Source organism: Kribbella alba, assembly GCF_039529635.1.
Taxonomy (GTDB): Bacteria; Actinomycetota; Actinomycetes; order Propionibacteriales; family Kribbellaceae; genus Kribbella; species Kribbella alba.
In genome coordinates this window covers 435,704-456,259 of sequence record NZ_BAAANE010000009.1, presented here as the reverse complement: position 1 = coordinate 456,259, position 20,556 = coordinate 435,704, and the positions used below count along the sequence as shown (strand labels likewise).

Genomic DNA, 20,556 nt, shown 5'->3' with positions numbered 1-20,556 from the left:
CCGACGAACTGGTGACTGCCTTGTTCGAGTCAGGGCTGGACTAGAACTGCGACTGTTCGCGCTGGGACGGAGACGGTGCCGTCGGCAGTTGTCCAGGTGGTTTGTTTTACCACCGGGTCCGAGCCGGCGGCTTGGATGGGGGACAGGGACAGCGACTGCCCGGTCAGGGCCGGGAGTTGCTGGCTGACGGTTGCGCTGGTCGTGTTGAAGACGACGACGACTCCGCGCAGAGCTGGGTCGACGTCGGGGCCGACGGTGTCGTCGATGTGCATGACGACGACGCCGGGCTTGGCGGTGGGGGTGCCGCTCAGGGGGAACGAGACCTTCTGGTTGATGAGGTCGGCGGTGCCGAGGCGGAACAGCGGCGTCGAGAAACGCAGCCTCAACAGGTCTGCGGCCTGGGCGCCGGCGGTCGCGACGTCGGCTGCAGCGGGCTTCAACGCAGGGTTGGCCAGGAGCGGCTTCATGAAGGGCCACTTGGTCTCGTTGTCCGGCCTGGGCGGCAGACCGTGACCGAAGCCGTTGTCCGCGCCGGTCCAGTCGAGCGTGTTGAACCAGTCGCCTGAGTCGTAGGAGTTGCGGTCCAGCGACTTGCTCCGCAGCAGGTCTGCGCCCGCATGCCAGAACGACGGCGTCTGAGCCAGGGCAGTCGTTGCCAGCGACAACGTGTTCATCCGGACCCGGTCGGCCATCGGCAGCGAGCTCGGCAGCTTGTAGGTGAGCGAGTCCCACAACGTCTCGTTGTCATGGGCATCGACATAGCTGATCACCTCGACCGGCTGATCCGCGTAACCTGCCGGCGAACCGTTGTAGTCCACCCCATCCCCCCGTACGGCGGTACCGCTGTCGGCGGATCGGAAGGTGAACGAGCGCAGGTTGCCCGCCAGCCCGAGCTGGACGAGATCCGTGTCGTGGGCGAGGCGCTTGGCCTGGTCCGCGGGCGATCCGTTCACGCTCGCGCCGTTCGGGTCGCTCGCGGCTCCCGAGCCGAAGCCCTGGATCCGCGGGTCCTCGTCGAACGGCCCACCACCACGAACAGCATCGCGGAGCCGGTCGGAGAAGGTGCCGATCCCGGTGCCACCGAGATTGCCCTGGGTGGCCTGGACGAACAAAGCGTTGTTCGCGACCTCGCCGAAGTTCCAGCCCTCGCCGTACAGGTAGATCTTCTTGCCGTCCACCCCATCGTGCCCGAGCGTCAGCTTGTCGAGCGCGGCGCGAACCTTGAGCAGGTTCGCCTTGCTGTGATGGCCCATCAGGTCGAACCGGAAGCCGTCGACGCGGTAGTTCTTGGCCCACGAGACTGTCGAGTCCACCATGATCTTCTCGGCCATGGTGTGCTCGGTGGCGATGTTGCTGCAGCAGGTGGAGTTCTCCACGCCGCCGGTCGCGTTGAGACGCTGGTAGTAGCCAGGGACGACCTTGTCGAGCACCGACGTCGGGGCCTGCCCGGCCGCGGGCGTGTGGTTGTAGACCTGGTCCAGCACGACCCGGAGACCGGACTTGTGCAGGCCGCCGACCATCGTGCGGAACTCGGCAACCCGGCCGAGCCCGTCCTTCTGGGTCGCATAGGAACCTTCGGGCGCGAGCCAGTGGTACGGGTCGTAGCCCCAGTTGAAGCCGTCCTTCGCCGCGACGGCCGTCACGCAGGCTTGTTGCTGGTCAGAGTGGGGCGGGTAGGACGTGAGATCGCAGGCGGGATCAGAGTGAGCGCTCTCTGGGATCGAAGCGATGTCGAACGTCGGCAGCAGGTGCACGGTGTTCAGCCCGGCCTGGGCCAGGGCGCGCAGGTGCTTGGTGCCGTTGCCTTCGTCGGCGAAGGCGAGATAGGTCCCGCGGTGCGCTGCCGGAACCGTGGTGTCGCTGATCGAGAAGTCCCGCACGTGTAACTCGTAGATCGTCGAGTCCACCGCCCGCGCGAGCTGGGGCGACGGCGTCCCTGCCCAGACCGCGGGCTTCCCGGCCGGATCGTCGAGATTCACGGCCACCGAGTACGCCGAGTCGGTGGTGAGCGCGAGCGAGTACGGATCGGTCACCACGTTGGTCTCCACCTTGCCGGTGCTCGGCGCGAAGACCTTCACCTGATAGCGGTAGAGAGCGCTCTCCCATGATCTCCGGCCGTTCACGAACCACGAGCCGTCACTGGCGCGCTGCATGGCGATCCGCTGTGAGCCAAGGAGCAACGTGACCTGCTGGGCGGTAGGCGCCCAGAGCGTGAAGCGGGGAACCCAGCCCTGCCACGTCACGCCGTACGAGCGACCCGTTGCCGACGCGCCGTACAGATCGTCGAGGACGCCAGGGATCTGGACACCCGTTGCATCGAGCAGCCGTCCGGCATCGTCGTACTGCGCGAGTCCGAGTTGCCCGGTGAGGATCTTCTTGGCGTCACCATCGTCCAGCCGCAGGGCGGTGTAGCCGGCGAGCTTCGGGAACTTGGCGAGGACCGACGGCGGGATCCCTGCCGGGTCGACCCGCAACCCGGTGGACGAGCCGCCGATGTCGTCGGCGTCCACTGCGAGTGAGCCGGTCTGGGACCAGTGCAACCGCCAGCGGGACCGCTCAGGTTGAGGGACGGCTGGTACGGCGAGCAGGTCCTTGCCGAGCCAGTACGCCTTGGCCTGCTTGAGGTCGGGTTGTGCTCCCGGCTTGGAGGTGGTCACGGTGAGCAAGTGGGTCGAGAGGACGTACGAGAAGGTGACGACCAGTCCGTCGCCCGGCACGGTGATGGGGACGTTGGCGCCGTTCCGAGCGCCGCCGGCACCGTAGTTCTCGTCGAAGGACAGGCCGTGCGCGACCTTTGCCTCATAGCTGCCTGCTCCGATCTCGGTCGTCGACCAGGAGAAGGTGCCGTCCCCGTCCTGGTCGGTCAACCAGGGTCGCATGCAGTCGGCCGCCCAGTCGCCCGGGCATCCCAGCTCCGACTGGAACGTGCCCGGCACCGTGATGATCGGGCCCTCCGCGCTGGAGGTGACGAAGTGCCTGCCGTGCTCGTAGTAGAAGGTGACATCCCCGCCGGGTGCCGTGTAGGAGATGTTGCCGCCGTTGGCGTTGCCACCCGCGCCGTAGTTCTCGTCCCAGCTCTTGTTGATCGCGGCCTTGTAGCCGTGCGCGCCTGCGGCCAGCTGGTAGGTGCCCTTCCAAACCTTGTCCTTCGGGTCGAGCGTGAGCTGCGCCTGGGCGCAGTCCGGCTGCCAGTCGCCGGAGCAGCCCATCTCGCCGTTGTGGTCGCCGGGCACGCTCACGTTGGCGGGCTGGGTGACTGGTCCGGTGCCGCCGCCCCCGCCACCACCCGGCGCCGGCGCCTCACCGACGATCCCGTAGGACCCTGAGACGGAGTAGTTGCCAGACGCATCCTTCACGACCGCGCGGTACTCGAGCAGCGTTCCCTTCGGCAGGCCACTGACGTCATGGAACACCCGGTACGGCGCGTTGTCGTCCGACCCCAGCCGCTGCCAACTCGTAGTACCGACCGGGCGGTAGCCGAACGTCACGGTCGCCGGGGTGTTCTCCGGCACGGCCGCGGCGATCTCGGCCCGGCCGCCGACCGCGGCGCCGGGCTCGGGCGAGCTCAGGTAGACCGCAGGCGCCTTGGAGCGATGCGGCAGCGTCGACGCCGCGCGGTAAACCGTCACGGACAACGGCCCCGCAGTCACAGCTACCCGACCCTCACGGTCGGTCTTGAGCTCGCCGTCACCGCCATAGATCGGCTTGAACCGGCTGTCCTTCAGGTACGTCGGGATGGTCGCCGACTTCGGGGTGGTGGCGTTGTTTGCCACCACCAGGTACTCCGTGCGGTCGTTGCCGAACCGGCTGAACGCGTACAACCCACCGGCGTTCGACGAGTAGCGGTGCACCTGGGTGCCGTCGGCGAGGGCCGGGTACTGCGCCCGCAGCTTCTGCAGCGCGGCGATGTGCTGGTACATCGGCGCGTTGACGTCGAACCGGTCCTTGCTACCGATCGTGGTGGTCCCGGTGCCGTCGACAACCTCGTCGTCGGTGTAGTCGGCGGTCTTGGTGGCGAACATGTCCTGCCGCGCGTCCTTGTCACCGCCCGCTCCGGTGAAGCCCTGCTCGTCGCCGTAGTAGATCACCGGCTGCCCGCGGGTCAGGAACATCAGGGAGTGCGCCAGCTTGTCCCGCTGCAGAAGCTCGCTGCCGCTTGCGCCCGCCTGCTTGAGGAAGGTGCCGACGCGGCCCATGTCGTGGTTCCCGAGGAACGTCGGCAGTTGGTATGCGTTCGAATCGGCGTCCGTGTAGTAGTCGTCGTTCGCGTAGAAGTCGCGCAGTCGGGTGCTCGGCTTGCCCTGCGCGAAGGCGACCGCGTTCTGCTGGAACCCGAAGTCGAGCGTCGCCTGCAGCGCGCCCTTGGTGGTGTAGGTGGACATGAACTTCGGATCGGCGTCGAACACCTCGCCGAACATGAAGAAGTCCTTGGTCCCCTTGGCCTTGGCGGCCGCCAGGATGGCGGGGGAGAACTTCTGCCAGAACTCCAGGTTGACGTGCTTGACGGTGTCGATCCGGAACCCGTCGATGCCGAGCTCGGCCCACGTCTTGTAGACGTCGATCATCCCGTCACGGACCTTGGGCTGCTCGGTGAACAGATCGTCCAGCCCGACGAAGTCGCCGTACTCCGCCGATTCGCCGGCGAAGGTGGAGTCGCCGCGGTTGTGGTAGAGCGTCGGGTCGTTCAGCCAGGCCGGCTGCTTGACGGTCGCGTCTGCCGGGGTCTTGAAGATCGGCACGTTGGGGAAGGACCTGTTGCGGTCCAGCGGCGGGAAGACGTCGCCACCGGCGTACTGCTTGTCGTCGAAGACGTTGCCGGCAGCATCTTTGTAGGGGCTCGTCGACTTCGGGATGTAGCCGTACTGCCCGGACTGGTACGCGATCACGTCCGCGGTGTGGTTGGTGATGATGTCGAAGAAGACCTTCATGCCCTTGCGGTGCGCGAGGTCGATCAGCTTCTGCATGTCCGCGTTCGTGCCCAGGTGCGGGTCGATCTGGGTGAAGTCGGTGATCCAGTAGCCGTGGTACCCGGCGCTGGCGTTCGCGCCCTCGCCCTGCACGGGCCGGTTCTTGAACGACGGCGTCAACCAGATAGACGTAGTACCGAGTGACTTGATGTAGTCGAGCTTCTGCATCACCCCGGCCAGGTCGCCGCCGTGGTAGAAGCCCTTGTCGGTCGGGTCGAGCCCGGTGCTGAGCCGGTCGCCGGTCAGGCCGCCCGCGTCGTTCGACTTGTCCCCGTTGGCGAACCGGTCCGCCATCAGGAAGTAGAACCGCTCCTTGGTGAGGTCCTGCCGCAGACTCGGGCTCGCGAGTGCCTTGTCCGCCGGCGTCAACCCGCCGGCCAGCTCCACCGGCTTCACCGTGACTACGTGGCTCGTGTCGTCGTAGCTGAACTCGAGCTTGGCCGGCCCCTCGAGCCGCAAGGGGATGTTCGCGCCCTTGAGGACGCCGCCCGCGCCGTAGTTCTCGTCCCAACTGCCGTTGACGGTGACCTTGTACTCGTACGCACCCGCCGGCACGTCGAAGACCTTCCCGTACTGCGTGCCTGTGGTGCCCTTGGCGAGTTCGCTCTGCGGGCAGGAGGGTGTCCAGTCGCCGGGGCACCCGAGCTCGCTCTGCAGAGACCCGGCGATGGTGATCACCCGATCGGCGGCGACTCGGGCCGGCGCGGGCGTCGCAGTACCGAGCCCGAGGGCGACCACCGCGACAGCCGCCACCCCCGCGGTGAACCGGACACGGGCACGACGCACAACAGACCTACGCATCACGGAATCCCTCCCCAGGCCAGGACAATGTCCCGGACGCTAACCCGCCCACCCACCCAACGGAAGGCCTCGAAGGTCGCGTTCCGGTCACTGCCGACTCCAGAGCGAGGTCGCGACGGATCAGCTGAAGAGGCTTGGCAGGGTGGATTCGATGGGGGTGGTGAGGACGGCGGTGGCGTCTTCGTCGTACGGGGTGGGGGCGGCGTTGACGATCAGCAAGGGGATGCCGATGGACAGGGCCAGGTCGCAGAGGCCGGCGGCGGGGTAGACCTGGAGTGAGGTGCCGATCGCGATGAAGAGGTCGGCCGAGCGCGTCGCGGCGACCGCGGCGTCGAGGACAGTCTGGTCGAGGGACTGACCGAAGGAGACCGTCGCGGACTTGAGGATGCCGCCGCAGACCAGGCAGGCCGGATCCTCGTCGCCCGCTTCGAGCCGGGGAAGGACCTCGGCCATCGGGATCCGCCGGGCGCAGTTCAGGCAGTCGACGTACCAGACCGTGCCGTGCAGCTCGTGCACGAGCTCCGGCGAGGAACCGGCCTTCTGATGGAGGCCGTCGATGTTCTGCGTGATCAGCCCGGTGAGCCGGCCCTGGCGTTCCAGGTCGACCAGGGCGAGGTGGCCGGCGTTCGGTTCGGCCGTCCAGGCGGGAGCCGCGAGGCGGTGCTTCCAGACCTCCACCCGGACCGCGCGCGACGCGACGTACTCGTCGATGTCGAACAACGCCTCAGCCGCCGGGTTCTTCGTCCAGAGCCCTTGCGGACCGCGGAAGTCCGGGATGCCGGAGGCGGTGGAGATCCCCGCGCCGGTCAGGACGGCGATGTGTCGGGCTGCGGCGACAAGGTCGGTCACGCGTCCGAACGTAACGCAGCCCTCCGTTTCGGAGCCAAGTCCGACCTCAGCTCAGCCGCCGTACGACGTACCGGTCTTCGATGGCGGAGACGAGTTCCTGGGAGCGCAGGCGACACCAGGCGGGGATGTCGGTGGCCGCGGCCGGGTCGTCGGCGAGGACGGTGATGGTGTCTGCGACGGCGACGGTGGGTAGCGCCTTGGCGAGTTTGATCACGGGGAGTGGGCAGAGCAGCCCGCGGCAGTCCAGGTCGAGGTTCACATGCCCACCTCCGCACGAATCCGCTGAACGAGCCTAGGCAACAGTGTGACGAACCTGTCGACCTCTTCGTACGCCGTGGTCCGGCCGAGCGACACCCGCACGTTGCCGTGCGTGAGTACGCCCATCGCGGCGAGCACATGGGACGGCCTCAGCGTGCTCGCAGTACAGGCCGAACCGCTGGAGACGGAGAACCCCTCGGCGTCGAGCGCGGTCACCAGCGCCTCGCCGTCGACGTACAGGCAGGAGAACGTCAGCACGTGCGGCAGCCGATCGTCCGGGTCGCCGACCACCTCGACATCGGGGACGCCGGCGGCCACCCGCTGGCGGAGTTCGTCGATCCAGGCGCGGTGCTGCTTGTCCAGTTCGTCCGCCTCAGCCAACCGCGCCTGCAGAGCGGCCGCCGCAGCCAGCGCCGACGGGATGTTCGGGTGCCCGGGGGAGAGACCGTCCTCCCGCTCATCGACCGGCCACGCCGGCACCAGCCGCGTCCCCTTCCGTACTGCGAGCAGCCCCACGCCCGCGGGTCCACCCCACTTGTGCGCGCTCGCCGTCAACGCGGACCAGCCCGCCGGTACGACGTCGTGCCCGAGCGATGCGGCTCCATCCACGAACAGAGGTACCCCAGCCTCGGCGCAGACCTCAGCCGCCCAGGCGATCGGTTGCCGGGTCCCGACCTCGTGATTCGCCGATTGCAAGGCGGCCAGGGCGACACCCGGCTGCTTCACCTCGGCAAGGAAGAGGTCCGTGTCGATCCGTCCCGAGGAGTCCACGCCCACCTCGTTCGCAGTACCGGCGGCTGCCGCGGCGTGGAGGACGGCGGAATGCTCCACCGCGGAGTGCACGATGGTGGACCCGACGCGGTGCCTGGCAGCGGCGACGGCGGGCAGGCCCGAATGGATCGCGGCCGTCCCGGAGGCGGTCAGATAGAGCTCGTCCGGGCGCACTCCCACCGCGTCCGCGAGGACAGCGCGGGCGTTGTCCAGCAGCAGCCTGGCGGTCCTTCCCTCGTGGTGCAGACGCGCCGGATCGGCCCAGCCGGAATCCAATGCCGACAGCAACACTTCCCGGGCTGCCGGATGGAGTGGTTCGGCCGATGCCGCATCCAAATACGCACGCTGGATCACACGGGAAACGCTAAGCCCTACCTATGCGCAGCAGCCCGGAAGGTGTCCAGTAGTGTTCTGTCGTCAGTCTCACCTGGGAAGGGAAAGGCGCCCCGTGGGTTCGAACGGCACGCCCGGAGTGGTTGAGCGAGCAGCAGGTCCGAGGACCCGCGCCGCCGCACGTCCGGCGAAGCGACGCCTGCTGGTGCCGGCGGCAGTGGTGGTGGGCACGTTGGTGCTGACCGGCTGCACGTCGGAAGAAACCGCGCAGTGGAAACGACTCGGTCTGCCTCCGGGCGCCTCGGACCGAACCGAGGCGATGAAGAGCCTCTGGATCGGCGCCTGGATCGCCGCCCTCATCATCGGCGTGATGGTCTGGGGCCTGATCCTGTTCGCGTCGGTGCGGTACCGCAAGCGCAACGAGAACGCGCCCCGGCAGACGCGGTACAACCTGCCGCTCGAGGTCCTCTACACGCTGGCGCCGTTCGCGATCATCGGCGTGCTGTTCTTCTACACCGTCGAGCACGGAAACAAGATCACCGCGATGTCGGACCACCCGGCGCACACGATCAACGTGGTCGGCCAGCAGTGGCAGTGGACCTTCAACTACAAGGACACGGTCGACGGCCAGGAGGGTGTCTGGGAGACCGGCACCCTGGACAACCCGGCCACGCTGTGGCTGCCGGTGAACGAGTCGGTGCATTTCGACCTGACCTCGCCGGACGTCATCCACTCCTTCTGGGTGCCCTCGTTCTACTTCAAGCTGGACGTCATCCCGGGCCGCACCAACAAGCTCGAGCTGACCCCGACCAAGACCGGCAGCTTCGCGGGCAAGTGCGCGGAGTTGTGCGGCCTCTACCACAGCCGGATGGTGTTCACCGTCAAGGTGGTCTCCGCCGACGAGTACCAGGCGCACCTTCGGGAACTGGCCGCCAAGGGCCAGACCGGCGCCGCGACCGGTGGCCAGGACGCGACCACCATTCCCGGCTCCGGACCGAAGGAGGGCCAGAAGTGACCGACTTCGCCGAGCGCACCAGCATCAGTGCGGCAACCGCACTGCCCAGGCGGCGCAGCAAGGGCCAGATCGCGGTCAAGTGGCTCACCACCACCGACCACAAGCTGATCGGCCACCTCTACCTGATCACGTCGTTCATGTTCTTCCTGATCGGCGGCGTGATGGCGCTGCTGATGCGGGCCGAGCTGGCCCAGCCGGGCCTGCAGATCGTGAACGAAGAGGTCTACAACCAGCTCTTCACGATGCACGGCACGATCATGCTGCTGCTCTTCGCGACGCCGCTGTTCGTCGGGTTCGCGAACGTGATCATGCCGGTCCAGATCGGCGCGCCGGACGTGGCGTTCCCGCGGCTGAACATGTTCAGCTTCTGGCTGTTCCTGTTCGGCGGTCTGATCACCCTCAGCGGCTTCTTCACCCCGGGCGGCGCGGCCGACTTCGGCTGGTTCGCCTATGCCCCGCTGTCCAACGCCGTCCGCTCGCCGGGCGTCGGCGGTGACCTGTGGATCATGGGTCTGTGGATGGCCGGTCTGGGCACCATCCTGGGTGCGGTCAACTTCGTCACCACGGTCATCACCATGCGCGCACCGGGCATGACGATGTTCCGGATGCCGATCTTCACCTGGAACATCCTGGTCACGTCGATCCTGGTGCTGATCGCCTTCCCGATCCTGGCCGGTGCGTTGCTGATGCTGGAGGCGGATCGAGCCTTGGGGGCTCACGTCTTCGACGCGGCCAACGGTGGACCACTGCTGTGGCAACACCTGTTCTGGTTCTTCGGGCATCCCGAGGTCTACATCATCGCGCTGCCGTTCTTCGGCATCATCACCGAGATCCTGCCGGTGTTCAGCCGCAAGCCGGTCTTCGGCTACATCGGGCTGGTCAGCGCGACCCTGGGCATCGCGGTGCTGTCGGTCGCGGTCTGGGCGCACCACATGTTCGTCACCGGCGCGGTGAACCTGCCGTTCTTCTCCTTCATGACGTTCCTGATCGCGGTGCCCACCGGGGTGAAGTTCTTCAACTGGATAGGCACGATGTGGGGCGGCTCGATCTCGTTCGACACCCCGATGCTGTGGGCCGTCGGCTTCCTGACGACCTTCCTGTTCGGTGGTCTGACCGGTGTCATCCTGGCTTCGCCGGCGCTGGACTACCAGCTGTCCGACTCGTACTTCGTGGTGGCGCACTTCCACTACGTGGTGTTCGGCACGGTGGTGTTCGCGATGTTCGCGGGCTTCTACTTCTGGTGGCCGAAGATGACCGGCCGGATGCTCGACGAACGGCTCGGCAAGCTGCACTTCTGGTTGCTGTTCATCGGCTTCCACACCACGTTCCTGGTGCAGCACTGGCTGGGCGTGGAAGGCATGCCGCGCCGCTACGCGTCGTACGGTGCGAACGAAGGCTTCACCACCCTCAATGAGGTGTCCTCTGTCGGCGCCTTCATTCTCGGCCTGTCGATGCTGCCGTTCTTCTACAACGTCTACAAGTCGCGGAAGTCGCCGCTGGTCGGCGTCGACGACCCGTGGGGCTGGGGCCGTTCGCTGGAGTGGGCGACCAGTTCCCCGCCGCCGCGGCACAACTTCGTCAAACTGCCGCGGATCCGCTCCGAGAGCCCGGCGTTCGACCTGCACCACCCGGAGATCGCGATGTCGGAGTACCCGGACAGCGGTGCGCCCAGGGACAACCTGCTGGACGCCGGGGAGGACCAGGGCCGGGTCGAGAACCTGGAACGCAACCAGAACGCCGGCATCGGCACGGACGGGGAGGGTAAGGCATGAAGGTCGAGGCCTGGGTCTTCGGCATCCTGACGCTGTTCGTGCTGATCGTCACCCCGATCTACTGGATCATGTCCGAGGACCCGACCGGCACCACCGCGCTGGTGATGACGTTCTTCCTGTCGCTGCTGGTGGCGTTCTACCTGAGCATCACCGCTCGGCGGATGGACCCCCGGCCGGAGGACCGCAAGGAAGCCGAGATCGTGGAGGGCGCCGGCGAGCTCGGCTTCTTCCCGCCGTACTCGTGGTGGCCGTTGTGGACCGCGGCGACACTCGCTGTAGTCGTACTCGGCGTCGTCTTCGGCTGGTGGCTGTTCATCATCGGCTGCGGAATCGGCATCGTCACGCTGTCGGGCTTCATCTTCGAGTACTACCGCGGAGATCACGCGCACTAGCGTCGAGATCACACGCATTGGTGCGTAGATCACACGCGCCGGCGCCAACTAAACCGTTCTGCAGAACGTCTTCAGTACAGCGGGCCGTGGGGGCCTCGCCGTACTGGAGATTGTGCAGTGCGTGGATATCACCGACGGGCGAGCTAGGCTGGCTCGGCGGCGGACTGTTTTCTCAGGGGAGCTCAGGTGTTGGGTAGTACGGTGCGAAAACACGGCCTGGCCGTGGCGGGCGTATGCGCGATGCTGCTGGTCGGCACCGCTTGCAGCGATACCGGGGCGGCTTCAGGGCCCTCTGGTACGTCGCAGAGCAGCTCCACGCCAGGTGCCTCCAGCACACCGGGCAGCACGGCATCCGCCCAGGACCCGGCCGCTGCGAACGTCCAGGTCGTCCCGGCGAAGGGCGCTACGTCGGTCCGCCCGGACAAGCCCGTCACAGTCGCGACCACGGCCGGAACGCTGCAGGATGTCACCCTCCGTGACAGCAACGGCAACAAGGTCACCGGCACGTTCAACGCCGAGAAGTCGCAGTGGACCTCCGCGCCCGGGTTGAAGCCCGGCGCGTCGTACACGGTTTCTGGCACCGCCCAGGGCAGCGACGGCAAGAGCGTCCCGATCAGCTCCACCTTCAAGACCCTCGGCGCGAACAGCAGCCTGAAGTCATCGGTGGCGCCGCTCAACGGCGAGACCGTCGGGGTCGCGATGCCGATCCTGATCTACTGGAACAAGCCGGTCACCGACCGGGCAGCTGTCGAGAAGCGGCTGACCGTGACGTCTTCGGTGCCGGTCGAGGGCACCTGGCACTGGATGAGCAGCACGGAACTGCACTACCGGCCGAAGAGCTACTGGCCGGCCGGCGCCAAGGTGACGGTGAACATCAACACCCAGGGCGTCAACGCCGGCGGTAACCTCTGGGGCGCGTCGAGCCGCAAGGTCAACTTCACCATCGGCCAGTCCGTCGTCACGAACGTCAATGTGACGAAGCACCAGATGACCGTGGCGATCAACGGCAAACTGGCCCGGACCATCCCGATCACCGCCGGCAAGGACGGCTTCACCACCCGCAGCGGCGTCAAGGTCATCATGGAGAAGTTCCGCACCAAGCGGATGGACGCCGCCACCATCGGGATCAAGCCAGGCGACCCGAACTACTACAACATCAACAACGTGCAGTGGGCCCAGCGCGTGACGAACTCCGGCGAGTTCATCCACGGCGCACCATGGTCCGGCGGCAGCCAGGGCAGCGCCAACGTCAGCCACGGCTGCGTCGGCATGAGCCTCGCCAACGCGTCGTGGTACTACTCGCAGACTCTGCGAGGCGACCCCGTCGTCGTCACCGGCACAGCCCGCAAGATGGAGACCGGCAACGGCTGGACCGACTGGAACCAGTCGTACGCGTCGTACAAGACCGGCTCAGCCCTCGCCTGAAGCACGTCTCGACACCAGCCCTGGCCGAACTGGGATCGCCGGGGGGACCATCCACTTTGTGCATCGCTCAGTCGTTCTGCGGGGCCGAAGATGACTGGACCGTGCACAAAGTCCCCGCTCAATGAGCCACTGGTACGCCGAGCAACCGTGTGCGCTGCTGGTACGCGGGGTGGCCATGTGCGGGCGGTTATCCACAGGTGCTCGCAAACGGGACGTCGCCGGACACGCTCCGCAGGCAGCATCGATGCATGAAGAAGCTCGGCGACGACGTGCACGACGCGGTGCGAGCCGCCATCGACAAGCCGCTGCGGCTCAGGGAGCTCAAGCAGCTGGGCCTTAGCGACAACGACGTCCGGCGACTGCTGCGCAGCAGTTCGCTGCAGCGGTCTCATGCGCACTACATCGACGGTGAGCTGGAGGCGCGGCTTGCCGCTGTCCTTTGTGCCCGCGCCGCGCATCCGAAGTCTGTCATCAGCCACTTCAGCGCCGCCGCACTCAGCGACCTTCGGGTGTGGACGGACAATCAGCGCGACGACAGGCCGTTGACTGAGGCCGTCTGGCTCACCTGTGTGCCTGGCAAGCGCAGACGGAACCAGAAGCGTGACGACGTGGTACTTCGCCGGGCCGGTCTCACGGCTGCGGACCTCCAGCATCATCGGGGGCTGTTGCTGACTTCCGACGCGCGAACGACTGTCGATCTCGCCCGCGAACTACCTCTGCGCGAGGCGATGGTCACGGTAGATCACGCCTTGGCCGCTTCGGTGACGCGGACAGAACTCGAACTGGTTCTGCAACGTCAGCGACGATGGCCGGGTGTCCAACGCGCACGGTTGGCTGTCGAGTTCGGCGATCCGCGGTCGGAGTCGGTTCTCGAGTCGATCGCCCGAGTGGCCTTCGCCGCCGCCGGGCTGCCGGCTCCCGAGTTGCAGGCGCAGTTCTGGGACGGCGCAAGGTGGACTCCGGAGCGGGTCGACTTCTGGTGGCCTCAGTTCGGTACGGTCGCCGAGGCAGACGGTCTGGAAAAGTTCGATGCCCCGACCGCCCGGGAGCGACGCCGGCTACTACGGCGCAACTTCGAGCGCGATCAACGACTTGCTGACCTCGGTCTGGAGCTCTTGCATTTCGGCTGGGAAGACGCGGTCCTGAAGCCCGACGAACTCGCCGAACGCCTGCGGGCCGCCTTCGCCCGCGGCAGCCGTCGTACTGATCACCAGCCGACTTGGCGCACCACCGATCCGACCGATCCCGCACTCTGGCCGACCCGGCTCGATCTCGCCTGAGGCGTCACCCTCCACTCGCGGCGCCCGCAGTACTTCGCCACAGCGCGTCCCCGCAGTACGTCGGCCTTCGCATCTCACAACTTTGTGCACCGTTCGGCCGTTTCCCACTGCCGGAAGTGACTGGGCCGTGCACAAAGTGGGGCTCCATTGGGCGACGCCGTCGACCTTGTGCATCGCTCAGTCGGTGTGGCCCAGGCGAAACGACTGGGCCGTGCACGAAGTCGCGGTGGTCGCGCGCGGGGCCAGCGTCTGGATGGTGGCGGTCAGGTGGTTCGGGTTGTGGGACTTGCTGCGGCCGGTGACGACGACCAGGAGGTCAGCCTGGAGCTCGCGGAGGTGCTCTGGTGAGGGGCGTCGAGGTCTGGTGAAGAAGTCGGCATCCATGTGCGCGAGGATAGCTCACCGAGTGAGGTAAATTCGAGGCGTGAGTACTCATGAAGGTGTCACTTCGGCCGACCCCGGGCGTGCGGCGGCGTTGGCGCTGATCCACCAGTTGCGGGAGGTCGCGCTGCGGTTGGAGTTGGCTGCCGGCGAGTTCGCTCGGTCTACCGGGCTGCATGCGACCGACGTACGGGCGCTGATCCGGCTGCTGGACGCCGAGCGCGCCGGGATAGAGGCGACGCCCACGTGGTTGTCTCAGCAGCTCGGAATGACGTCTCAGGCGACGACGGCCGTGATCCACCGCTTGGAGGCCGCGGGACATGTTGAACGCGTCAGAAGCCCGGCCGACGGGCGGAGCAGCCGGCTGCTCGTGTCGGAGTCGGCGGTCGACCTCGGCTGGAACTTCTTCGGACCTCTGCTCGAACGGCTGATCGAGGTCACCGGCTCCCTCAGCCCTTCCGAGCAAAGCACCGTCAGCAGGTACCTGACGGCGATCACCGCCACCACCTGACCCCGGGGTACAGGGTAAAGCGAAAGGCCCCGGCAGTTTGCCGGGGCCTTTCGTGGTGGTGCTGGGTCAGTGCTCGATGACCTCGCGGGCCTGATCCGGATCGAGCTCGACGGTGCCGAGCGGGGTTTCGACCGAGTCGTCGTGCTCCTCGAGGTGGTGACGGGCCTCTTCGATCTCTTCCAGGGTCGGCTTCTGGATCGCGTCGGCGAAGTAGAAGCGGGAGAGCCTGGCGCGGACCTTGTTCAGCGCGCGGCGCGGGGCCCGGACGCCGTTCTCATCGGTCTCCGGACCGATGTCGAGCGGCAGCAGGCGGTCGCGGGCGGTGAGCTCGTAGGCCTCGTACTCCGAGATCGGCGCGTGCTTCTCGATGTACTCACCGTGCGGCAGCCGCACGATGATGCCGGTCTCGAGACCGTGCAGGAGCCGCTCGGTGTCGGATCGCTGCAACGAGATCGCGATCCGCCGGGCCGCCCAGAAGGCGAACACCGGGCCGAGGAACACCGCGAACCGTAGGAACCAGGTCACGTTGTTCAGCGACACGTTGAAGTGGGTCGCGATCAGGTCGTTACCGCCACCGATCCACAGCAGGCCGTAGAAGGTGATGAACGCGGCGCCGATACCGGTCCGGGTCGGCATGTTGCGCGGCCGGTCCAGCAGGTGGTGCTCACGCTTGTCGCCGGTGATCCAGCCTTCGATGAACGGATACAGGGCGACCAGGGTGACGAAGGCGGGTGGTATCAGCAGGGCCGGGATGATCAGGTTCCAGCTCAGCGTGATGCCCCAGAAATGGGACTCAAATCCCGGCATCAGGCGCACAGAGCCCTCCAGCCAGCCCATGTACCAGTCGGGCTGTGAGCCTGCCGTGACTTCTGCCGGGTTGTACGGGCCGTACAGCCAGACCGGGTTGATCTGCAGCAGCGCACCCATCAGGGCGGTGACGCCGAAGACGACGAAGAAGAAGCCGCCGGCCTTGGCCATGTACACCGGCATCAGCGGGTAGCCGACGACGTTGTTGTTGGTGCGGCCGGGGCCGGGGTACTGGGTGTGCTTGTGGTAGACGACCAGGAACAGGTGCGCGGTCACCAGGGCCAGGATCAACCCCGGAATCAGCAGCACGTGCACGGTGAAGAACCGGGAGACCATGTCGTCACCGGGGAACTCGCCACCGAAGATGAAGAAGGTCAGGTAGGTGCCGATCACCGGGCTGGCCTGGATCATGCCCTGGGTGATCCGCAGGCCGGTGCCGGACAGCAGGTCGTCGGGGAGGCCGTAGCCGATGAAGCCCTCGATGATGCCGAGGAACAGCATCCCGAAGCCGATCACCCAGTTGAGCTCGCGCGGCTTGCGGAACGCGCCGGTGAAGAAGATGCGCAGCAGGTGCACCATCATCGCGGCGACGAACAGGACCGCTGCCCAGTGGTGGATCTGCCGCATCAGCAGACCCCCGCGGACATCGAAGGAGATGTCCAGCGTGGACGCGTACGCCTCCGACATGTGCAGGCCCTTGAGCAGGCTGTAGGAGCCCTGGTACTCGACCGCCGCCATCGACGGCCTGAACCAGAAGGTGAGGAAGGTGCCGGTCAGCAGCAGGATGATGAAGCTGTAGAGCGCGATCTCACCGAGCATGAAGGACCAGTGGTCCGGGAACACCTTGCGGAGGTTCTTCTTACCGATCTTGCCGATGCCGAGGCGGTCATCGAGCCACTTGACCGGTGGGGGGAATTCGTTCGTAGCCACTGGTGTCACCCTCGTTCGAAGAAGCTCGGGCCGACCGGCTCGGTGAAGCCGCTCTGCGCGACGATGTAGCCCTCCGCGTCCACTGCCAACGGTAGCTGCGGCAGCGGTCGCGCGGCAGGGCCGAAGATGACCTTGGCACCGTCGGCCAGGTCGAACGTCGACTGGTGGCACGGGCAGAGCACGTGGTGCGTGGTCTGCTCGTACAGCGAGATCGGGCAGCCGACGTGGGTGCAGATCTTGGAGTAGCAGAGGATCCCGTCGATGCCCCAGTTCTCCCGGCCGGCCGGCGTACGGATCTCGTTCGGGGCGATCCGGACCATGATCACCGCGGCCTTCGCCTTGGCGTTCTGGTACTCGACGTCGCTCTGTGCCTCGATCGGGGCCAGGTTGGCGGGTGCCGCGTTGACCAGCTGACCGACGACCAGGTCGGACGGCTTGATCGGACGCAGCGTGACATCGTTGACGACCCGGATGCCCTTGGCCCAGATGGTGTTGTAGAGGCTCCGGCCGGGCAGCGGACCGAGGTCGCGGAGCAAGACGATGGCAGGCAGGCCGAGCAGGCCCATCGCGCCGATCAGCGAGCGGCGGATCAGCTTGCGGCGGGTGAAGCCGGACTCGGCGACACCGACCTGGAAGCCCTCGATGATCTCGGCCTTCTGCTCCGGCGTGGAGTACGCGGCGTCCCGCTCCTCGGAGATCTCGGTGTCGACCATCAGCTTCTTGGCCCACTGGATCGCACCGGCGCCGATCAGGAACAGCGCGACGCCCAGGCACAGACCGATGGTGAGGTTGTTCGCGTTGCCGGTCAGCGGCCCGACAGTCAGGATGCTGTCCCGCGGGATCGCGAAGTAGGCCACGCAGGCACCCAGTGCGAGCAGGCCCGCCAGGGTGAACATGGCGGCGACCTGGCGCTCGACGCGGTCGGCCGCCTTCGGGTCGATATCGGTGATGCGAGGCTCGTGCGGCTCGATGCCCGGGTCCGGGATCGGCTCGGCCAGCTGAACCTGACCGTGCGCCTCGTCCGCCTGGACGGCGGGCAGGTTCGCCTTCTCGTCGCTCATTCCGCGTCCACTCCCTTGGCCCTGACGCCCTTGGCGCCGATCCAGACCGCTACGCAGACCAGCAGGCCGATCCCGACCAGCCAGCCCCACAGACCCTCCGACACCGGACCGAGCCGGCCGAGGCCGAACCCACCCGGGTCCTTCTGCGTCTCCAGCGTCTTGAGGTAGGCGATGATGTCGCGCTTGTCCTCAGGCTGCAGCACCTGGTCGGAGAAGACCGGCATCTGCTGCGGGCCGGTCAGCATCGCCTCATAGATGTGTTGCTCGCTGACACCCATCAGCGCCGGGGCGTAGCGGCCGTTCGGCAACGCACCACCCTTGCCGGCGAAGTTGTGGCAGGCCGTGCAGTTCGTCCGGAAGAGCTCGCCACCGCGGGTGACCTGCTCGTCGGTCGCCTTGCTCACGTCGTACGACTCCTGGGCCGGAACCGCCGGGCCCGGAGCAAGCGACGCGACGTACGCGGCCAGCGCCTCGATCTCGGCCGGCGTGTAGACCGGGGGCTTCTGCGGGATCTGGGCGTTCGGCTGCATCGCGGGCATCCGGCCGGTGCCGACCTGGAAGTCGACGGCGGCCGCGCCGACGCCGATCAGCGACGGACCGGCCATCTTGCCTTCGCCGTTGTTGCCGCCCTCGGCGTTCAGGCCGTGGCAGCTGGCGCAGCCGACCGCGAAGAGCTTCTTGCCCTCTTCGATCTGCTGGGACTGGGCCGAGTTGTCCGCCACCGCGTTGTCAGGGGCGAACGCGGCGTACGCGGAGCCCACCGCCAGGAGGCCGAACAGGAGCACGACGAGGCCGGCTGACCGGTGCCGTCGTCGCGCGGAGAGGAAGCGCGCGGGTGACAACGAATGTCTCTTCTCACTCATTGGAGCAGGTAGATGGTCGCGAACAGGGCGATCCACACGACGTCGACGAAGTGCCAGTAGTACGACACGACGATCGCGGAGACGGCTTGTTCGTGGGTGAACTTGCGAGCCATGTACGTCCTGGCGAGGACGAACACGAAAGCGATGAGACCACCGGTCACGTGCAGGCCGTGGAACCCGGTGGTCAGGTAGAAGACCGATCCGTACGGCGACGACGAGATCGTCACGCCCTCGTGGACCAGCTTGGCGTACTCCGTGACCTGACCGGCGATGAAGACAGCACCCATCAGGTAGGTCAGGATGAACCACTCACGCATGCCCCAGCCGCGGACGTTCGACACCGAACCGGTGCGGCCGACCCGGCCGTGCTCGGCGGCGAAGACGCCCATCTGGCAGGTGACCGAGGACAGCACCAGGATCGTGGTGTTGACGCCGGCGAACGGCACGTTCAACAGATCCGTGGAGGTCTTCCACAAGGTCTCCGTTCCCGGAGCTGCCGCGGCGGTTGTCACCGACCGGATCGTGAAGTAGGCCGCGAACAGGGCGGCGAAGAACATCAGTTCGCTCGAGAGCCAGACGATCGTGCCGACACTGACCATGCTTGGACGGTCGTGGTGTCCATGTTCACGGGACGCTGGGAGCGCGGTTGCTGTGGCCACGCGGTCATTATGTCGGTCCAGGGATCAGACAGCACGCCCACCCCCATGCATGTCGGCGACTTCTGGTTTCTACTGTTGAACCGTGCTTGCTCTCCACGCCGGACCAGGCGATCAGATCGCCCCGTTCACGCCGCAGCGACTGCTGACCGCGTGGACCTTCGAGCCGGTGTTACTGGCAGTGATCGTTGTCGTCGGGGCCCTTTATCTGTACGGCGTGCACAAGCTCCGCGCGCGCGGAGATCGCTGGTCCCGGAGCAGGACATTCGCCTTCGTCGGCCTCGGCCTGGGCAGTGCGGTGATCGCCACCCAGTCGGCTCTCGGCACCTACGACACGGTGCTGATCAGCGTGCACATGGCTCAGCACATGATCCTTTCGATGCTGACACCGTTGGCGATGGCGCTCGGCGCGCCGGTGACACTTGCCCTGCGCACCCTTCCGGTCGGGCCGCGCCGCTGGTTGCTCTCCGTGTTGCACTCGCGCTTCGCGAAGGTGATCTGCTTCCCGCTGATCGGTTTCACCTTGTTCGTGCTGAGCCCCTGGGCGTTGTATTTCAGCGACTGGTACGACGCGACGCTGCGCTCGGCGGCGCTCCACGATCTCCTGCACCTGCACTTCATTCTGGTCGGCTCGTTGTTCTTCTGGCCCCTGCTCGGGCTGGATCCGGTGCCGGGCCGGGTGATCTACCCGTTCCGGTTGATGCTGACCTTCCTGACGCTGCCGTTCCACGCGTTCCTCGGCATCACGATCATGTCGGCGAACAAACTGATCGCGGAGGACTGGTACACCAGCTTCGGCCGCTCCTGGCCGCCTTCGCCGATCCGCGACCAGTACATCGCGGGCGGTCTGCTGTGGGGCTCCGGCGACATCGTCGGGCTGTTCTTCTTCGGCGTCCTGTTCGTCCAGTGGGTCAAGCAGTCGCAGCGTGAAGCCAGGCGTGAGGACCGCCGGCTGGACCGGTTGGAGGAGCAGGCGCGCAGAGCCGGGCAGGCCCCCCGGTAGCATTCGCCGTGTTGGTTTCCAGTCCACTCGTCACAGACACACAGCTTGGGATGAATCGATGAGCTCAGAGCGTCCGCTGAAGGTGCTGGTCTACAGCGACGACCGTACGACGCGGGAATCCGTCCGGCTGGCGCTGGGCAAGCGTCCCGCCGCCGATCTGCCCGAGCTCGAGTACGTCGAGTGCGCCACCGAGCCGGCCGTGATCGCGGCCGTGGACAAGGGTGGTATCGACATGGCCATCCTCGACGGTGAGGCAGTGCCCGCGGGCGGTCTGGGGATCGCGCGGCAGTTGAAGGACGAGATCTTCCGCTGCCCGCCCGTGCTGGTGATCACCGGTCGTCCCCAGGACGCCTGGCTGGCCACCTGGTCGCGTGCTGAGGCGGCCGTCTCGCATCCGATCGACCCGATCCGACTGGCCGAGGTGAGCGCCGAGCTGCTCCGGCACCGGGTCGCGTCGCTCCCCGCGACCACCTGATCTCCC

17 protein-coding genes are annotated in these 20,556 nt (G+C 66.8%); 8 read left to right on the top strand and 9 right to left on the bottom strand.

Annotation, left to right across the window (positions count from 1 at the left end; all coding sequences use genetic code 11):
* Nucleotides 1-29 precede the first annotated feature (29 nt).
* The 4 genes from pulA to ABD210_RS26825 form a co-directional block, all read right to left on the bottom strand.
* Nucleotides 30-5,768, bottom strand: a complete 5,739-nt coding sequence (gene pulA / locus ABD210_RS26840; RefSeq protein WP_344114985.1) for a pullulanase-type alpha-1,6-glucosidase — start codon at nt 5,766-5,768, stop codon at nt 30-32.
* 120 nt (nt 5,769-5,888) lie between these two features.
* Entirely contained in the window at nt 5,889-6,617 is a 729-nt protein-coding gene (locus ABD210_RS26835) for an SIR2 family NAD-dependent protein deacylase (protein WP_344114983.1), read from the bottom strand.
* 46 nt (nt 6,618-6,663) lie between these two features.
* Nucleotides 6,664-6,876 (bottom strand): sulfurtransferase TusA family protein, encoded by a 213-nt coding sequence (locus ABD210_RS26830; RefSeq protein ID WP_344114981.1) that lies wholly within the window; start codon nt 6,874-6,876, stop codon nt 6,664-6,666.
* Entirely contained in the window at nt 6,873-8,000 is a 1,128-nt protein-coding gene (locus ABD210_RS26825) for a cysteine desulfurase family protein (RefSeq protein ID WP_344114979.1), read from the bottom strand. Before ABD210_RS26825 ends, ABD210_RS26830 begins: the two co-directional genes overlap by 4 nt.
* Nucleotides 8,001-8,094: 94 nt before the next feature.
* Here ABD210_RS26825 and ctaC point away from each other — a divergent pair, with 94 nt between their 5' ends.
* The 5 genes from ctaC (at nt 8,095) to ABD210_RS26800 (ending at nt 13,863) form a co-directional block, all read left to right on the top strand.
* Nucleotides 8,095-8,994 (top strand): aa3-type cytochrome oxidase subunit II, encoded by a 900-nt coding sequence (gene ctaC / locus ABD210_RS26820; protein ID WP_344114977.1) that lies wholly within the window; start codon nt 8,095-8,097, stop codon nt 8,992-8,994.
* Nucleotides 8,991-10,766 (top strand): aa3-type cytochrome oxidase subunit I, encoded by a 1,776-nt coding sequence (ctaD, locus tag ABD210_RS26815; RefSeq protein ID WP_425552742.1) that lies wholly within the window; start codon nt 8,991-8,993, stop codon nt 10,764-10,766. Before ctaC ends, ctaD begins: the two co-directional genes overlap by 4 nt.
* Complete coding sequence (locus ABD210_RS26810) at nt 10,763-11,158, top strand: cytochrome c oxidase subunit 4 (RefSeq protein ID WP_344114976.1); 396 nt, start codon at nt 10,763-10,765, stop codon at nt 11,156-11,158. The genes ctaD and ABD210_RS26810 overlap by 4 nt, the downstream gene beginning before the upstream one ends.
* Before the next feature lie 201 nt (nt 11,159-11,359).
* Complete coding sequence (locus tag ABD210_RS26805) at nt 11,360-12,583, top strand: L,D-transpeptidase (protein WP_344114975.1); 1,224 nt, start codon at nt 11,360-11,362, stop codon at nt 12,581-12,583.
* Between the two features lie 248 nt (nt 12,584-12,831).
* The gene (locus tag ABD210_RS26800) at nt 12,832-13,863 is read left to right on the top strand and encodes a hypothetical protein (protein ID WP_344114974.1); all 1,032 of its coding nucleotides are present in this window, start codon (nt 12,832-12,834) and stop codon (nt 13,861-13,863) included.
* A gap of 177 nt (nt 13,864-14,040) precedes the next feature.
* On the opposite strand, the gene ABD210_RS26795 is transcribed toward ABD210_RS26800, so the two are convergent.
* Nucleotides 14,041-14,247 carry a hypothetical protein gene (locus ABD210_RS26795; protein WP_344114972.1) on the bottom strand — a complete coding sequence of 69 codons (207 nt, stop codon included), beginning with the start codon at nt 14,245-14,247 and terminating at the stop codon, nt 14,041-14,043.
* Between the two features lie 40 nt (nt 14,248-14,287).
* On the opposite strand from ABD210_RS26795, the gene ABD210_RS26790 reads away from it, so the two are divergent.
* The gene (locus ABD210_RS26790) at nt 14,288-14,755 is read left to right on the top strand and encodes a MarR family winged helix-turn-helix transcriptional regulator (protein WP_344114970.1); all 468 of its coding nucleotides are present in this window, start codon (nt 14,288-14,290) and stop codon (nt 14,753-14,755) included.
* Between the two features lie 66 nt (nt 14,756-14,821).
* Here ABD210_RS26790 and qcrB read toward each other — a convergent pair whose 3' ends face one another.
* From qcrB to ctaE, 4 genes are read right to left on the bottom strand one after another with little or no spacing between them, the layout of a single operon-like run.
* Nucleotides 14,822-16,492: a cytochrome bc1 complex cytochrome b subunit gene (qcrB, locus tag ABD210_RS26785; RefSeq protein WP_344114968.1), complete on the bottom strand. Its 1,671-nt coding sequence runs from the start codon at nt 16,490-16,492 to the stop codon at nt 14,822-14,824.
* Nucleotides 16,493-16,497: 5 nt separating this feature from the next.
* Nucleotides 16,498-17,553: a cytochrome bc1 complex Rieske iron-sulfur subunit gene (gene qcrA, locus ABD210_RS26780; protein WP_344114966.1), complete on the bottom strand. Its 1,056-nt coding sequence runs from the start codon at nt 17,551-17,553 to the stop codon at nt 16,498-16,500.
* Nucleotides 17,550-18,416, bottom strand: coding sequence for a cytochrome bc1 complex diheme cytochrome c subunit (gene qcrC / locus ABD210_RS26775; protein ID WP_344114964.1), 867 nt, complete (start codon nt 18,414-18,416; stop codon nt 17,550-17,552). Before qcrC ends, qcrA begins: the two co-directional genes overlap by 4 nt.
* Nucleotides 18,413-19,075: an aa3-type cytochrome oxidase subunit III gene (gene ctaE, locus ABD210_RS26770; protein WP_344114962.1), complete on the bottom strand. Its 663-nt coding sequence runs from the start codon at nt 19,073-19,075 to the stop codon at nt 18,413-18,415. Before ctaE ends, qcrC begins: the two co-directional genes overlap by 4 nt.
* 82 nt (nt 19,076-19,157) lie before the next feature.
* Here ctaE and ABD210_RS26765 point away from each other — a divergent pair, with 82 nt between their 5' ends.
* Together ABD210_RS26765 and ABD210_RS26760 are read left to right on the top strand one after the other, a co-directional pair.
* Nucleotides 19,158-20,075 carry a cytochrome c oxidase assembly protein gene (locus ABD210_RS26765; RefSeq protein ID WP_344114961.1) on the top strand — a complete coding sequence of 306 codons (918 nt, stop codon included), beginning with the start codon at nt 19,158-19,160 and terminating at the stop codon, nt 20,073-20,075.
* A 58-nt stretch (nt 20,076-20,133) separates the two neighbouring features.
* Entirely contained in the window at nt 20,134-20,550 is a 417-nt protein-coding gene (locus ABD210_RS26760) for an Rv3143 family two-component system response regulator (protein WP_344114960.1), read from the top strand.
* Nucleotides 20,551-20,556 lie beyond the last annotated feature (6 nt).